This window comes from Maribacter stanieri (assembly GCF_900112245.1).
GTDB lineage: Bacteria > Bacteroidota > Bacteroidia > Flavobacteriales > Flavobacteriaceae > Maribacter > Maribacter stanieri.
The window spans coordinates 1,958,439-1,975,734 of the sequence record NZ_FOYX01000001.1; the positions used below are offsets into that span (position 1 = coordinate 1,958,439).

Sequence of the window (17,296 nt, forward strand, 5' to 3'; positions counted from 1 at the left end):
CTAATGACATTTGCTCACACATTAAAAAATAGCGTTGTCTTACTAAGTATTTTAATCTTGTTTTTAGGCTCTTGTAAACAACAGGTCAATGAAACCAAACCGGTCAGTGCTCCAGAAATTGACTATGCGGCAAAGGTATATCCGCTTTTAGATACAGAAAATTCTAGGTGGTTTTACTTCTCATCGGCAAGTAGACCTTTTGGTATGGTCAACCTGAGTCCAGACACCCAAATTGGTGGCGCTTGGGGAAGTGGTTACCGATATAAGACAGATACTATAAAAGGTTTTAGCCATATTCATGCATGGCAAATGTCTGGTATTTCAGTGATGCCCGTAACTACCAATGAGAAAACCAAAGATGATATTTTTAAAGATTTTTATTCAAAATTCAATCATGATAATGAGGTTGTTATACCAGGTTATCATAAAGTTGAATTAGACAGATATGCAATAGAGGCTCAACTATCGAGTACTAAAAGAGTTGGTTTTCATCAATACACTTACCCGGATAACGAAGAGGAAAAGGCCATACTTTTTAATTTAAATACGTTATTAGGACCAAGTAGTAACATAGATGGAGTTTTGAATCAAAATTTTGACAATGAACTTTCAGGAAAAGTTACGATGGAGCCTACGCATAGGCGTCCAAAACCTATGACCGTTTATTTTAAAGTACAGCTGAATACTCAAATATCTTCTATTGAAAAAGATGATAGTACAGGAAATTATCTCATCATATTAAATGAAAATAAGAATGATGTTTTAATGAAAGTGGGTATTTCTTATACCTCGGTTGCCAATGCTGAACTTAATATAATTACAGAATTACCTAACTGGCAATTTGAAAACGTAAGAAGTGAAGCAAAACAAGAATGGAATAGTTTATTAGGCAGAATTGATGTTAAAGGCGGTTCTGACCAAGATCAAAGAAGATTTTATACAGATTTATGGCATGCTTTACAGGGACGCAGAATTATAAATGACGTAAATGGTGCTTATCCTGATAATACTGGCGAAATTTTTAGGATTGGACAATTGCCATTAGATGCTAATGGTACACCTAAGTTCAATCATTTTAATTCAGATTCTTTTTGGGGAGCACAATGGACTTTAAACACGTTGTGGGGCTTGGTGTATCCAGAAATAATGTATGACTTTTCAAATTCTTTAATGCAGTATTATAAAGATGGCGGACTCGTACCACGTGGTCCTTCGGGAGGTAATTATACCTACGTGATGACAGGGGCAAGTGCTACACCTTTTATGGTTACTGCAATACAAAAAGGAATTATTGTAGATGAATTGGAAGACGTTTACCAAGCTTTAAAGAAAAATCATTTAGCTGGAGGAATTATGGAGAAAGCCGGCTATGAGCACACTACTAATGTTGGTGGTGGCTTAGAATATTATATGGATCAAGGTTATGTGCCTTACCCTATTCCAGAAGGTAAATTTGGTAGCCATCAAGACGGTGCTAGTTTAACCATGGAATATGCGTACCAAGACTGGACGTTGGCGCAATTAGCGAAAAAGATGGGTCACAAAGAAGATTATGATTATTTCTTGGCGAGATCTTCTAGTTATAAAAATGTTTTTGATTCCGAAATAGGATGGATGCGTCCCAAAAATGTTGATGGAAAATGGAAAGCCGATTATGATCCATACCAAGCAGAAAATGGCTTTATAGAATCTAATGGAGCACAATCTACATGGTTTGTCCCTCATGATATAAAAGGACTGGCAAGCTTAATGGGAGGTGAAGATGCTGCTATTAGAAAGCTAAATGAACAGTTTGAAACTGCAGAAGATTTAGGTTTTACGGCGGGTACATCACATTCGGTAGAATTACATCCTGAGTATAGTAGAATTCCAATCAATTTTGGAAATCAACCTTCAATACAATCAGCTTTTATTTTTAGTCAATTAAATAGACCAGATTTAACCCAATTTTGGTCAAGAAAAGTGGCGAAAACTGTATTTGGCGGCTTATCACCATCCACCGGATACAATGGAGATGAAGACCAAGGATTAATGGGCAGTTTGGCTGTACTTATTAAAATTGGAATATTTCAAATGAACGGTGGTACAGAAGCTAATCCTGAATACCAAATAGGAAGCCCTATTTTCGAAGAGGTTACTATTAAATTGAATAAAGATTTTTATAGTGGCGACCTATTTACCATAAAAGCGAACAACAATAGTGATGCTAATTTTTATGTATCAGAGGCCGAGTTTAACGGAATATCAATAAAAGCTAATAGCTTAAGACATGAAGATATTGTAAAAGGGGGCGAGCTAATTTTGGAAATGACCAATACAGTAAAATAAAAATATGAGAATCAAGGTATCAGTTCTATTGGCTCTTTTTTGCTCTACAATTTATTCACAAATAAATAATAGGGTAGATTTAGAACAGGATTTTATGGATATGGGATTTGGGATATTTGTGCATTGGAGCGTTGATTCCCAATTAGGTAGTGTAATAAGTCACTCATTGGTAGGAGCATCAGATGATTATGTTAATCGGTATTTTAATGAACTTCCTAAAACATTTTATCCAGATAAGTTTAACGCAGACGAATGGGCAAGGTTATTTAAAATAACTGGTGCTGAATACGTTGTATTTACTACCAAACACCATAACGGATTTTGCATGTGGAATACGGAAACCACTGATTTTAACATCATGAATACTCCTTACGGTAAGGACATTACTGGTGAGCTTTTTAATGCATTACGTAAGCAAGGGCTAAAGGTAGGTGTGTATTTTTCTCCTGAAGATTTTAACTTTTTAAATAAGCAAGGAGAACTCATTTCAAGAAATAGTAGAATGAGTCAGATTACAGAAAATGAAGAACTGCTGGAGTACGATAAAATACAGGTCAAGGAATTGGTGAGCAATTACGGACCTATTGACGTAATATTTTTCGATGCTTTTAAAACAACACCTATAGTACAGTATGTACATTCTTTAGACCCAAATATTGTAGTTACAAGAGGAGAAATGGAAACTCCAGAACAGAGTATACCCAATACAGCAATGCAAGGACCATGGGAAACCTGTATGACCATGGGAACCCAGTGGCAGTATAAACCTACTAATGAGTCTTATAAAACTGGAACTGAATTAATTGAAAAACTAATAGAAATAAGAGCAAAAGGAGGTAACTTTTTAATGAATGTTGGTCCTAAGCCTAATGGCGAAATTCCAATAGAACAAGAAGAACGGTTAAGAGAAATTGCCCTTTGGATGTATGTAAATAGTGAAGGGATCAAAAACGTAAGACCTGTGCCAACTATAATTAAAGATGGCGATATGTGGTTTACTAAAGGTAAAGATGAAAATACGGCATATGTTTTTATAACTGGTCAAAAAGATTGGTTTAAAGGTTTTAGAAGAAATTTTCTGCTTAAAAATATGAAGGCAACTAAAAATACGGCTGTTTCTGTTTTAGGGCAGAATGATTTAGTGGTTGAATATTGGCCGGAAAACACACCTAAATCTCAATTTGTTCAACATAAAGATTTACTGGAAATCTCAATAAGTAGAGCACAACGGCTCTACAATGATAAGGTTTGGCCTAACCCTATTGTGGTTAAGGTGACAAATGTGGAATTTATTAAATAGTAAGGCCGTCTGAGTAAGTTTATCAAAATACGATTTATGTCGATTAAGAAAATTGTACCATTATTCGCAATATTTATATTGATTCCCTTAGCTGGTTTCTCACAAAATCAATGGGAATTTCAAAATCAAGATTTACCGTTAGAAACAAGGGTAGATGATTTAATGACTAGACTATCTATTGAAGAAAAGGTTTCTTTGTTGATATCTACTTCAGAGGCTATTCCAAGATTAGAAATAGAAAATTATTATCATGGTAACGAAGCGTTGCACGGTGTAGTAAAAGGTGGTCGATTTACTGTTTTTCCGCAAGCAGTGGCATTGGCTTCAACATGGAATCCTAATTTAATACAACAAGTTTCAACCGCTATTTCAGATGAAGCTAGGGGTAAATGGAATTTCTATAACCAAGGTAAAGATCAAAAGAATGTTTATAGTGATCTATTGACATTTTGGTCTCCGACCATTAATATGGCTAGAGACCCACGCTGGGGTAGAACTCCTGAAACTTATGGTGAAGACCCATATTTAACGAGTAGAATTGGTGTTTCCTTTGTCAAGGGATTACAAGGCGATGATGATAAATATCTAAAAGTAGTTTCTACACCGAAGCATTTTGTAGCCAATAACCAAGAAGAAAATAGGTTTGCTTACAACGCCAATATTTCAGAAAAATCTTTACGGGAATATTATTTCCCTGCATATAAAATGGCTGTTCAAGAAGGTAATGCCCAATCTATTATGAGTGCATACAACGCTTTAAATGGAGTGCCTAGTACTGCAAATGGTTGGCTATTGAATACTGTTCTAAGAGATGAATGGGGTTTTGAGGGTTACGTAGTTAGTGATTGTGGTGCGCCCACCTATATTCAGAAATCGCACAAATATGTGAATACAAAAGAAGAGGCTGCCAAGGTAGCTCTAGAAGGTGGACTTGATTTGGAGTGTGGAGACGATATTTATGCTGAACACCTAATAAAAGCATATGAAAATGGGCTGGTGTCCCAAGAAAATTTAGATAAGGCGGTAAAAAGGGTTTTAACCGCTCGTTTTAAATTAGGGATTTTTGATAAAGTTGACGACAACCCTTATACTAAAATCTCGCCAGATGTAATTGGATCTAAAAAGCATCAAGAACTGGCATTGGAAACATCTAGACAATCTATGGTTTTGTTGAAGAATCAAAATGATATTTTGCCTTTAAATGTAAGTGATATTAAAAAAATTGCGGTTGTTGGTTTTAATGCTAATCAAGTTGTTTTTGGTGATTATAGTGGTCTTCCCGTAATTAAACCCATATCACCTTTAGAAGGTATTAGAAATAAAGTCGGTGATAAGGCAGAGGTCACTTATGTAAAATGGAAAACGGCGGCTAGAAACTTAAATTTAATTGAAGCTGAAAATTTAGTGAATGACCAAACTGGTGAACCGGGTTTGTACGGAGAATATTATGATGACAAGTTTTTAGAGGGCACGCCACAAACGCGCGTTGATAAAGTGGTGAATTTTGACCCGGTAAATAATCCACCAGATCCGTTTACCAACTTTCGTCATAAATCTATGCGTTGGTCTGGTTACATAACTCCAAACTTTTCAGGAGTGTATAAGATTGGGGTGAATTCTGATGATGGGGTTCGTATGTGGTTGAATGGTGAATTGGTAGTTGATGAATGGCACAACCGTGGTATGACCACAGACCAGGTAGAATTAGATATGGAGGCGGGTGAAAAATACGCTATTAAATTAGAGTATTTTGATAATGGAGGCGATGCCATTTGTCAATTGCTTTGGGAAGTACCAGCAACTACAGACGATTTATATACGGAGGACAAGCAGGTTGCCAAAGAGAGCGATTATGTGATAGCTGTAATGGGTATTAATAAATCAATTGAAAAGGAAGGTCGCGATAGAACTTCGTTAGCGTTGCCAGAAGACCAGGTCAATTATTTAAAAGAAATATATGCCGAGAACAGAGATCTAATTGTTGTTTTGGTTGCTGGTAGCTCTTTGGCTATTAATTGGATGGATGAAAATGTACCTGCAATTATAAATGCATGGTATCCGGGTGAAGCCGGCGGTACTGCCATTGCAGATGTATTGTTTGGAGATTACAATCCTGCAGGTAGATTGCCATTTACCTTTTACAAATCGGTTTCAGATTTACCTGATATGGATGATTACGAGGTGTCTAATGGTAGAACATATATGTATTTTAAGGGAGACGTACTGTATCCTTTCGGATATGGATTAAGTTATACCCAATTTAAATATGATTCTTTAAAAGTAAAGTCTGAATCTGATGCTGTTTTAATATCTGCAACAATTAAAAATACCGGGACATTTAGTGGCGATGAGGTAGTGCAGTTGTATTATACGGTTAATAATTCAGCTGTAAAAAGACCTATTAAAAAATTGATAGGGTTCGAAAGAATCAGCTTAAATGTTGGAGAATCAAAAACTATTGAATTTAAAGTGACTAAAAATGACCTGCAGTATTGGGATGAAAAAGCTAATCAATGGTCGTTCGAAAAAGGCGAATATCAATTTATGATAGGGTCATCTTCTAAAGATATACGACTTCAAAAATCAAAAAAAATAAAATAATGAAACAGACCATTGCTTTGTGTATGTTGTTATTTGCTTTTGCATTCGTAGGCTGTAAGAGCAAACATGTGTCACTAAACGATATTCAAGTAATAGGTAGTCATAATTCATATAAAATTGCGATTGAAAGACCGTTGTACGACTACTTACATACGGTGGAACCAAAGAAAATAGAAAGTTTGCAATACACCCATATTTCTTTAGAGGAACAATTGAATTTAGGTTTACGGAATTTAGAATTGGATGTTTTTTATGATCCAAAAGGAAATCATTTTTCTAACCCTAAAGGATTAGAAATAGTAAGATCTCTTGGTCAAGAACCTTTGACTTTTGATGTGGAAGAAAAGTTGAAACAACCCGGACTTAAAATGTTTCATGTTCAGGATATTGATTTTAGAAGCCACTATTTATTGTTTTCTGATGGATTAAAAGCCTTGAAAAAATGGTCGGATAACAACCCAAATCATACTCCTTTAATTATTCTCATCAATACGAAAGATCAAAAAGTATTACAAACCAGAGAACCTTTGTCATTTGATAAAAGCGCCTTAAATGCGCTTGATGATGAAATAAAAAGTGTGCTTCCTGCAAGTCAATTAATAACTCCAGATGATGTTAGGGGTGATTTTGAATCCCTTGAAAAAGCTATTTTAACAAAGGGGTGGCCAAGCTTGAATAGTGTAAAAGGGAAGTTCTTATTTGTATTGGATGAAAAAGAAGAGCGTATTCAGAATTATTTACAAGGTCATGAATCGCTTAGGGGTAGGGTGCTTTTTGTGAATAGCAAAGAAGGTAATCCTGAAGCTGGTTTTAGAATAGTAAATAATCCGATTAAAGAGTTGGCGTATATAAAAGAACTGGTTTCTAAAGGGTATATGGTTCGTACTAGGGCAGATGCCGGTACCAAAGAAGCAAGAACAAATAGCTATGAAAAATTTGAGAAGGCAAAGGCATCGGGAGCGCAAGTAATCTCTACAGATTATTATGTGCCTTCCACATTATTTGATTCTGATTATAAAGTGATTTTTGAAGATGGAACGTATGAGAAAATTAAGAAAAAGTAACTTAATAAAGAAGATAGTTGTAACGCTCATTTACATTCAAGTGGCAGTATTAGCGGCACAAGAGCAAGCTACTTCTGATTTTGTACTAGTAGCGGGAAATACGATTGCCTCTATTTTAGTAGATAAGAAAGATGCAAAGGTTGTAACTATAGCATCAAATATATTTGCAACTGACGTTTATAACATCACAGGAAAAAAGCCTGTTGTCTCCACTAAAGATAGTAGGTCTGAAACTACAATAATTGCCGGTACAATAGGTAAGAATAAATGGATTGATAGCATGATCGCTGCTGGTAAAATTGATGTTTCTGAAATTGAAAATCAATGGGAACGATATAGTATTCAAATAGTTGAAAACCCAACATCCACCATTAAGAAAGCTTTAGTTGTTGTAGGTAGTGATAGAAGAGGAACAGCTTATGGTATTTTAGAACTTTCCAGAAATATAGGCGTATCTCCATGGGAATGGTGGGCAGATGTTACACCAGAAAAAAAAGAGTCGCTCTCAATTTCTATAGAAGAAGAAGTTTCAAAATCTCCTTCCGTAAAGTATAGAGGAGTCTTTTTAAACGATGAAGATTGGGGATTACAACGTTGGGCAGCTTTAAATTATGAGCCAGAAACTGGTGATATAGGTCCAAAAACTTATGCCAAAGTATTTGAATTGTTATTACGATTAAGGGCAAATACTATTTGGCCTGCCATGCATTCTAGTACTAAACCTTTTTATTCGTATCCAGAAAATAAGTTTGTGGCAGATGATTATGCCATTGTTATTGGTACATCGCATGCTGAACCCATGCTTAGTAATATAAATACCGAATGGAAACATGACGAAATGGGGGAGTATAGGTATGATACCAATTCAGAAACCATTAAGAGTTTGTTCACCAAAAGAGTAAAAGAAACAGCCAAATTAGAAGGTATTTACACTACGGGTATGCGTGGTGAGCATGATTCTCCAATGATCGTTGGTGAGGATGATACTGATGCTCAAGTACATTTATTGGAACGTGTAATTACCGACCAACGAGCCATTTTAAAAAAGGAGACCAAGAAAGAACCATCAAGTATTCCACAAGCTTTTGTGCCATATAAAGAGGTGTTGAATTATTACCAAAGCGGACTAAAATTACCTGAGGATATCACTTTGGTTTGGACCGATGACAACTACGGGTACATTCGTCAATTAAGTAATCCGCAAGAGCAAAAAAGAGCTGGTGGAGCTGGGGTATACTATCATACCTCATATTGGGGTAGGCCGCATGATTATTTGTGGTTGAATTCTACCAATCCGGTTTTAATGTGGGAAGAAATGTCCAAAGCTTACGAGTTCCAATCTCGTGATATTTGGATTCTAAACTGCGGTGATATAAAACCACATGAATATAACATTGAACTGTTTTTAGATATGGCTTGGAATATGGAGGACTTTAAAGAAAGTTCGTCTGTAAAAGAGCATACCAAAAATTGGTCTTCGCGTGAATTTGGTGAAGCATCTGCAGCTAAAATAACAGATGTATTATTTGAAAATAACCGCTTGGCGTATATAAGAAGACCGGAGTTTATGGCGTGGAGCCAGGTGGAGCCCGTAACTAAAGAAGGCGAAACAGAATTAACACAGTTTCATTATGGTGATGAGGTTTCAGCACGCATAGAAAGCTATCAAGGTTTAATTGATATTACTGAAAGTTTATATACTGAAATACCAGCCTATAGAAAAGATGCTTTTTATCAATTGGTGTATTATCCGGTTATTGGCGCTTCAAAATTAAATCAGAAATGGTCGTATAGTTTTAAGAACAAGTTTACCGCAAAGCAAGGCAGACAAAGTGCTAATGCTTTTGGGGCTTTATCTGAAGAAGCTTATAATCGAATTCGTAAAGAAACCGATTACTACAATACAGTGCTTAAAAATGGTAAATGGAATCATATTATAACGATGGCTCCACGTTTTCTTTCTGTTTTTGCACAGCCAGCAACATCAACTATTACTAGCAGCGAAAAAACTAGTTTGGGTTTAGCCTTGGAAGGGTATCAGATGGAGGTTAATGATAAGGTAATTAATAGCTATGCAGATGTACTTCCTGTTTTTAATAGCTATACTAAGAGTACTTATTATATTGATGTTTTTGCAAATGGTAAGGGTACGGTTAATTGGGAAGCAAAACCCAAGGCAGATTGGATTCGTTTATCAGAAAGTAAAGGGACCTTAACTTCCGATAATTTAGAAAAACGTATTTGGGTCAGTATCGATTGGAGTAAAGTTCACCAAGGCGAGAATAAAAAAGAAGCTCCACTAGGGCACGACTTTCAATTGATTCCGCCGAGTTATAAGGTGAATAGTGCTATTGAATTTATATCAGAAGGGAAAACTACTACCATTGGTGTATCTGCTTACAATCCTAAATTCGAGGCATTAAAAAACTACAATGGTTTTGTTGAGGATAAGGGTTATGTATCTATACATGCCGAAAACTTCACCAGAATGAAAGAAGGTAATGAGGCAAATTGGAAGTTATTTGAAGGAATGGGCTATACCAATAAGGTCATAACTGCACTTCCTAGAACTGCAACGCCTTTGGTAGATTTAGAGGAAATAAAAGCGAATAGTCCGGTTTTGGAATATGATTTTTATACTTTTAATTTTGGTGAGGTAGATGTGAATATACAAGCGGTGCCCACTCATGCCCCATATGCTGGAATAGGTGTTCGCTGTGCAATTTCTATTGATGATGCTACACCGGTATTTGTAGATTTTGAAACTACAGGTCGTAGTGAGGAATGGAAAGAAAATGTGCTTAAAAATGCATCGGTACAAACGGCAAAACAAATTGTAAATAAGGCAGGAAAACATACATTGAAAATATGGATGGTAGATCCTGGAGTACTAATAGATCAAGTGTTGATAGATTTAGGTGGATGGAAAAAGAGCTATGCGTTTCCGAAAGAAACGGTCAAAAAGTAAATCAAATTAGTATAAGATGGCACTATAGATTTTTATGTGTTGCTGTGCTATTTTTGATATTTTCTTGTGATAATAATAGAGAAGAGGAATTTAAAGAAACGAAAATTGCATTCATTGCAGATGCCCATTTTCAAGATATCTATGCACATTTCGCAGATGCCGATTACAAAGGAATAGAAAACCCACAAACGGGCGGCTTTGTGAACATTCGTACCATGAATGCGCAATTACAGTCTACCAGAATATTCAATGAAAATTATTTTGCATTTATTGAAGCACTAGATGATATTGTAACCAAGGGAATTAAATTAGTAGCATTGCCAGGAGATTTTAGTGATGATGGGCAACCTGTTCACGTTAAGGGTTTACGAAAGATTTTGGACAAGTATTCTAAAGACCATGGAATACTCTTTTTTGCAACTACGGGAAATCATGATCCTGTAAAACCTTTTACACAAGAAGCGGGTAAAACAGATTTTTTAGGTGTAGGAGGTAAAGAGCAAATTATTACAAGTTCTATTAAAAATATTAAGGGTACTGTCGCGGGTCAGCTTACACCGATTATTACTTCGGGAATTCAAAAATGGGGATACCAAGATATATTAAATGAAATGTCTGCCTTTGGTTTTTATCCAAAGAAAGAATATTTGTATTGGGAAACTCCTTTCACTGAATATGCTTACGAAGAGTATACTTTTGATACAGCGATAAAAGCATCTACATTAAGCAAAAGAACCTATGCTATTGATGAATTTAATAAGCACCCAGATGCTAGTTATTTGGTAGAACCAACTGAAGGCGTTTGGTTATTGGCACTAGATGCCAATGTATATCTGCCCAAAAAAAAAATATCAGAAGTTTCTGAAAATGCCAATGATTTTGAAGGTGCCAGTATTGGTTACAATAACGTGCTTTTACAAAAAAGACATTTAATTGATTGGGTGAAAAAAGTATCAGAGAAGGCTAAAAAAATGAACAAGGTCTTAATTGCTTTTAGTCATTACCCTATGGTAGATTTTAATGACGATGCATCAGAAGAAATGATACATTTTTTTGGTGGAAATAATATGCAATTACACCGAGTACCAAAAGAAGAGGTAGCAGAGCTATTTGCAGATGCAGGTATTGAAATTCACTTTGGTGGTCATATGCATATTAATGATACTGGTGTAAGAATAAGTACAAAAGGAAACACTTTATACAATATTCAAACTCCGTCATTGGCAGCTTATGCACCTGGTTATAAGATTTTAACTATACATTCTACGAATGATTTTGAAGTAGAGACTGTGGTGATTGAAAAAGCCAAAAACTTCAATAGTTTGTATTCTTTATATGAGCAAGAACATGATCATTTAAAAGAAACGCAAGCACCTGAAATTTGGAATAAAGACATTTTAACAGCTGAGAATTATAGAGATTTTACACAATGGCATTTAAAGGAATTGGTTAGGCTTCGTTTTTTGCCAAATGATTGGTCTCAAAAATTTGTTGAATCTTTTATACATAAAACAGGTGAAGAGCTTTTAATGGCTCAAAACGATGATCTTGACAATAGTTTTAATAGCGCCAATTTATCTAGAGGTGATTTTAAGGCCTGGACGGGTTTTGACATGATATATGATTTTTATCGCTTAAGAAGTGCAGATGAATTGGCTTTTACAGATATTGGTGAAGCTCGTTTAAAACAATATGAAATAGTTTGTAAGCAGTTGAAAGAATCTGAAAATAGCGCTTACAGACTATGGGCCAATATTTTCGAGAAGAGTATAAATGGCAAACCTTCCGATCATTTTAAAATAGATTTAAAACAAGGTACTATTGAAAGTATAACACCTTAATAAGGTAATAAAAAACTATTGCCAGAAGCTTTTGTACATTTATAATAAACCTAACTCAAACATTTAAAACAGTACATGCGAAATGTTTTCTGCATATTTATAAGTATTATTTTATTTGCTGCAAGCCTAACGGCTCAGGATATAAAATTTGAACATTACAATGACGACAGTGGGTTGTCTCATAATGCTGTTAGGCATATTGTACAAGATAAACATGGGTTTTTATGGTTAGGTACATTCGCTGGTTTAAATAGATTTGATGGCTATGAGTTTAAATCTTACTTAAGCTCTTCTACAGATAAGACCAAACTACATAATGATGATATTACAGCTTTAGAGTTAGATGAGGATTCTAACAGCTTATGGATCGGTACCAGAAATGGTCTGTCCCTTTTTAAAACCGATACCCACACATTTAGCACCTATTTGCCAGAAAAGAATAATGAAAACAGTCTTCCAGAAGGAGAGATAAGATCTGTTTATGTCGATAAATTTAAAAGGATTTGGGTTGGTACAAAGAACAGTGGACTCTATATTTTAAAAAGTAAAACGGATACATTCAAGAAAGTAGAAATTAAAAATTTCAACTATATAAAGGCAATTGTTGAAGATAAGAACGGAGATATATGGATAGGTAGTTATGAATCTGGTGGTGTAGCTAAATTGACTTTGGGCGCAGAAGGAGAAATTATTCAAAAAAATATATATAACCTTTCGATACCAAATTCGGTTGAAAAAAATCCGTACTTAAACTTTATATATGAAGATGCAAAATCGGATATTTTCATAGGTACTAGAGTAGGACTCTATAAACTAAATAAAACCACTAATGAGTTTGTAAACCTTGAAATTGAAGATCCTGGGATTAAAGATGGTTTAGGACCTTATTTTCTTTCAGTAACTCAAGCACCAGATGGTAAATATTGGGTAGGTACATTAGGAGGTTTACTAGTTTGCGATCAGTTAGAAGATATAGGTAAAGGTGAATTTAAATGGCATTATTCCGTATTGCCAGATGATACCTCTTTGGTAGATAATTTGGTGTCAGCACTATTTTTTGATGATTCAGGAGTGTTATGGATTGGTACTGAAGATGGTTTGGATAAATATGATCCATTTGAAAATCAGTTTAATAGCAATAAGGACATTTCCTTACATATAAATAATCAGGTTCCAAGAATTAGAGGATTTAGCAAAACCTTTGATAATAAAGTGGTAGTTGCAACAAGGCACAACGGACTTTTTATATCAAATGAAGAAGATTTTTTACCGCTTTATAACAACCAAAAAGATATTGCAAGTATTTATTCTATAGATGGCACTATATTTTACTGTGGTTTATGGAATGGGAATTTATTGGTATATGATTATAAAGCAAACTCGGCTAAAGAAATTTCGGTTGGTTTTGAACAATCACCAATATTTGCTTTTGAGGCGTTAGATGAAAATCATTTACTATTGGGCTCTTTTGGGGAGGGAACTGTGTTATTGAATACCAAAAGCCTTAAGAAAGCAGATAGTACAGCTATAATTTTAAATGGATATCAAATAAATGAAATCGTTAAGCAAGATGATTCCAATATTTGGTTTGCTACCGAGACTGGGGTTGTTCACTTTTTAAGGGATAAAAACACTTTTGAATATTATAAATCTACTGATACACCAAACGTAGGATTGCTACATGATAATGTGAGTGATATTATGTTTGATAACGAAGGGCGACTGTGGGCGGCAACAAGAAAAGGTATTAGTCTTTTTGATTTTGAGACCAAAGAATTTAATCCTTTAGAGGAACCTGTAGAGTTAAGGGATAAGTGGATAACCGATATGCTTACCTATACCAATGGTGATATCTGGTTTAACATGAACAGTAACAGTGTAGCCAGGTTAAAATCAAATTTAAAAAATTACAATATTTATGATGTTAAAAGTGGTAATAGGTTAGATGTTTTTAGCTCAAGTGGTTTTTACAATTTTGAAAATTCCAATATATATTTAGGAGGAAAGAATGGAATTATCTATTTTTCACCATATGCCATAAGTGAGAACAAAGTTGCCAAAAAGCCAATGATTACTGAGTTTAAGATTCAGAATGAGGTGATACATCCAGGTACTGAAATTAATGGCGAAATTCCATTAAAGAAAAATTTAAACGAAACTAAAAGTGTAACCTTAGATTATAAGAATAGAAATTTTTCACTTCAATTCTCTGCACCTTCATACGTAAATGAAAAGCTTAACAAGTTTGAATATATGCTAGAAGGTTTTGATGAAAACTGGATTTCTACAACCAGTAATTCAAGAACCGTACAATACACCAACTTGTTTCCTGGCGACTATACTTTTAAAATTAAATCTAGTAATAGTGATGGTTTTTGGAGTGATGTAAATTCATATAATATTACAGTAACTCCTCCTTTTTGGTTAACCTATCAAGCATTGATATTATTTCTAGCCTTATTCGCTTTAATCATATATTTCATAAGGAAAGAAATGAAAAACAGGTTGCGTTTAAAGCAAGAACTTGTTACCGAAAAAGTAAATAGGGAACGCGATATTAAGTTGAATAATGAAAAGCTTCGCTTTTTTACAAATATATCTCACGAGCTAAGAACTCCTTTGACTTTAATATTAGGTCCTGCAAAACAGTTGTTAGAAGAAAGCAACGAAAACAGTAGCGAGTATCAAAAAAGCAGATTTAATCTAATTCATCAAAATGCAAGTAGACTTTTAAATTTAGTGAATCAGGTGCTAGATTTTAGAAAGGCACAAACGGGTGAATTAAAACTTAAGGTTTCTAAAACAGATGTGCTATTATTTACCACCAACACGTTTGAATCTTTTAAGGAGTTTGCTTACAATAAGCAAATAGAACTGAATATTAATAGCGAAGTAGAGACGCTATTTGGTTGGATAGATAGAGATAAATTCGACAAAATTTTATATAACCTTTTGTCTAACGCCATTAAGTTTACCAACAAATACGGTCATGTAGATTTATTTCTAAAGCTAAAAGAAAACAATAGTGAAATATTGGTTATTGAAGTTAGCGATGATGGTATTGGTATACCCTTAAAAAGTCAAGAAAAAATATTTACCAGATTTTACCAAGCCACCAATAGTAAAGAGAACAATACAGGTTCAGGTATTGGTCTGTCACTTGTAAAATCTCTTGTAGAATTACATAAGGGAACTATAGTTGTAGAAAGTAAACCTAATGAAGGGAGTACGTTTACGGTAGAAATACCTATTAGTCGAGATAGTTATACTAAAAAAGAGGTCTTTGAATTTATTTCTAATACTGAGGTAGAAGAGCCAGAAACGTTTATTCCTATTAAAAGAAAAACAACAAATACAGAAATCAAGGATAAGATTTTAGTGATTGAAGATAATATTGAATTAAGAAAATATCTTATTGACTATTTATCTGCGTACTACAAGGTGTATGAGGCTGAAAACGGTAAAGAAGGATTGCAGCTTTGTAGAAAAATTAAACCAATGTTGTGCGTTGCCGATGTTATGATGCCGGTAATGGACGGTCTAGAATTTTGTAACGAATTAAAGAACGACGAATTTATTAGTCATATCCCAGTGATTCTTTTAACCGCATTATCGGAAAATGAAGATAAGGTTAAGGGCTATGATGTTGGGGCAGATTCTTACCTAGTAAAACCCTTTGACCCCTCATTATTGAAATCGGTAATTGTAAATACCATTAAAACTCGTTTAGAGCTCAAAGCTAAATTTTCTGACGAGGTAGAGAGCGAAATAGGGTTGCTCACTCACTCACCCATTGATAAAGAATTAATGGAGCAAATCACTACTATTATTGAAAAGAATATAGATGATGTAGATTTAACTACTAATTATTTATGTCAAGAATTGGGTATGAGCTCTTCAAAACTATACCGCAAAATAAAAGAGCTTACAGATTTAGCGCCAAACGAATTCATACGTACTATTAGATTAAAAAAATCTGCACAGTTATTAAAAACAAAAAAGTATAATGTGTCTGAAGTCACCGATTTAATTGGCTTCAATGATCCCCTATATTTTAGTAGGTGTTTTAAGAAGCAATTTGGTTTCCCGCCCAGTAAATTATTGAAGTAGAGATTTTTAGGTTTCTATGGTTTGTTAAGTAATCCATATTTATGATGGTATTATCCATTAATTTATGACATAAATACTATAAATTGCAAGTAGATATACTGTACATATCAAAACAACAAATCAACTTACTCAAAAACATTAATAACAACTTTTATGGAAAAAGCGTTGAACAACAATCAGAACCATCCCATGGATAATATTGATGATTGGGAAGATAACTTACTAGAGAGATACCCTGATCCGGAAGAAACTACAAAAGAAAAAGAAGAGTTTAGAAACTATGTCGACTCTGATAGGATGGACACCGTTAAAGAGTTTTATAAAATAAATCATGAATTTCAAACATATGATTTTGTAGTTGAAAAGGAGAAAGAGTTTCTACAATTCAATAAAAAGGAAATGTCAATTTGGGAGGCTGTAGACTTTCTAAATACATTGGTAGATGATAGTGACCCAGATATAGATTTAGATCAGTTACAGCATTTATTACAGACTTCTGAGGCAATTAGAGCAGATGGTCACCCAGATTGGTTTGTACTTACTGGATTCATTCATGATTTAGGTAAAATACTTTGTTTGTTCGGTGAGCCACAGTGGGCTGTAGTAGGAGATACTTTCCCCGTAGGATGCGCTTATTCAGACAAAATTGTCTATCCAGAGTTCTTTAGTGCAAATCCAGATGCTACAAATAGTAAGTACAATACAAAGTACGGCGTATATGAGCCAAACTGTGGTTTGGATAATGTAAAAATGAGCTGGGGACATGATGAATATTTGTACCAGATAATGAAAGATTATTTACCGGAACCTGCACTTTACATGATCCGTTATCACTCATTTTACTCTCAGCATAGAGAAAATGATTACACGCATTTAATGACAGCAAAAGATATTGAGATGTTTGAGTGGGTGAAGAAGTTCAATCCATACGATTTATATTCCAAGGCACCTGTACCACCAGATGCAAAAGCATTACTTCCTTATTATAAAGAATTAGTATCGAAGTATTTACCCGAAAAATTGAATTTTTAGAATTCTAATTATTTGAGTTTAGCAATGCTCTAGCCCTTCCAACTAGAGCATT

The 17,296-nt window shown here is 34.5% G+C and carries 8 protein-coding genes; all 8 read left to right on the forward strand.

Annotation, left to right across the window (positions count from 1 at the left end):
* Positions 1–3: 3 nt before the first annotated feature.
* The 8 genes from BM296_RS08475 (at position 4) to BM296_RS08510 (ending at position 17,244) form a co-directional block, all read left to right on the forward strand.
* On the forward strand, positions 4–2,328 hold the full coding sequence (locus BM296_RS08475; protein ID WP_091902642.1) for a GH92 family glycosyl hydrolase: 2,325 nt from the start codon (positions 4–6) through the stop codon (positions 2,326–2,328).
* A gap of 4 nt (positions 2,329–2,332) precedes the next feature.
* Positions 2,333–3,628: an alpha-L-fucosidase gene (locus BM296_RS08480; RefSeq protein ID WP_091902643.1), complete on the forward strand. Its 1,296-nt coding sequence runs from the start codon at positions 2,333–2,335 to the stop codon at positions 3,626–3,628.
* A 36-nt stretch (positions 3,629–3,664) separates the two neighbouring features.
* On the forward strand, positions 3,665–6,229 hold the full coding sequence (locus BM296_RS08485; RefSeq protein ID WP_091902644.1) for a glycoside hydrolase family 3 protein: 2,565 nt from the start codon (positions 3,665–3,667) through the stop codon (positions 6,227–6,229).
* A complete protein-coding gene (locus BM296_RS08490; protein WP_091902645.1) occupies positions 6,229–7,293 on the forward strand; it encodes a phosphatidylinositol-specific phospholipase C1-like protein in 1,065 nt (354 codons plus the stop codon). The genes BM296_RS08485 and BM296_RS08490 overlap by 1 nt, the downstream gene beginning before the upstream one ends.
* Entirely contained in the window at positions 7,271–10,261 is a 2,991-nt protein-coding gene (locus tag BM296_RS08495; protein ID WP_177214931.1) for a glycosyl hydrolase 115 family protein, read from the forward strand. The genes BM296_RS08490 and BM296_RS08495 overlap by 23 nt, the downstream gene beginning before the upstream one ends.
* On the forward strand, positions 10,216–12,102 hold the full coding sequence (locus BM296_RS08500; protein WP_091902647.1) for a metallophosphoesterase family protein: 1,887 nt from the start codon (positions 10,216–10,218) through the stop codon (positions 12,100–12,102). Before BM296_RS08495 ends, BM296_RS08500 begins: the two co-directional genes overlap by 46 nt.
* A gap of 75 nt (positions 12,103–12,177) precedes the next feature.
* On the forward strand, positions 12,178–16,212 hold the full coding sequence (locus BM296_RS08505; protein ID WP_091902648.1) for a hybrid sensor histidine kinase/response regulator transcription factor: 4,035 nt from the start codon (positions 12,178–12,180) through the stop codon (positions 16,210–16,212).
* 153 nt (positions 16,213–16,365) lie between these two features.
* Positions 16,366–17,244, forward strand: coding sequence for an inositol oxygenase family protein (locus tag BM296_RS08510; protein ID WP_091902649.1), 879 nt, complete (start codon positions 16,366–16,368; stop codon positions 17,242–17,244).
* Positions 17,245–17,296 lie beyond the last annotated feature (52 nt).

What these genes read in the sequence shown, in the direction of transcription:
- BM296_RS08475 (WP_091902642.1), top strand. Translation starts at nt 4, where the DNA reads ATGACATTTGCTCACACATTAAAAAATAGCGTTGTCTTACTAAGTATT.
- BM296_RS08480 (WP_091902643.1), top strand. Translation starts at nt 2,333, where the DNA reads ATGAGAATCAAGGTATCAGTTCTATTGGCTCTTTTTTGCTCTACAATT.
- BM296_RS08485 (WP_091902644.1), top strand. Translation starts at nt 3,665, where the DNA reads ATGTCGATTAAGAAAATTGTACCATTATTCGCAATATTTATATTGATT.
- BM296_RS08490 (WP_091902645.1), top strand. Translation starts at nt 6,229, where the DNA reads ATGAAACAGACCATTGCTTTGTGTATGTTGTTATTTGCTTTTGCATTC.
- BM296_RS08495 (WP_177214931.1), top strand. Translation starts at nt 7,271, where the DNA reads ATGAGAAAATTAAGAAAAAGTAACTTAATAAAGAAGATAGTTGTAACG.
- BM296_RS08500 (WP_091902647.1), top strand. Translation starts at nt 10,216, where the DNA reads ATGGAAAAAGAGCTATGCGTTTCCGAAAGAAACGGTCAAAAAGTAAAT.
- BM296_RS08505 (WP_091902648.1), top strand. Translation starts at nt 12,178, where the DNA reads ATGCGAAATGTTTTCTGCATATTTATAAGTATTATTTTATTTGCTGCA.
- BM296_RS08510 (WP_091902649.1), top strand. Translation starts at nt 16,366, where the DNA reads ATGGAAAAAGCGTTGAACAACAATCAGAACCATCCCATGGATAATATT.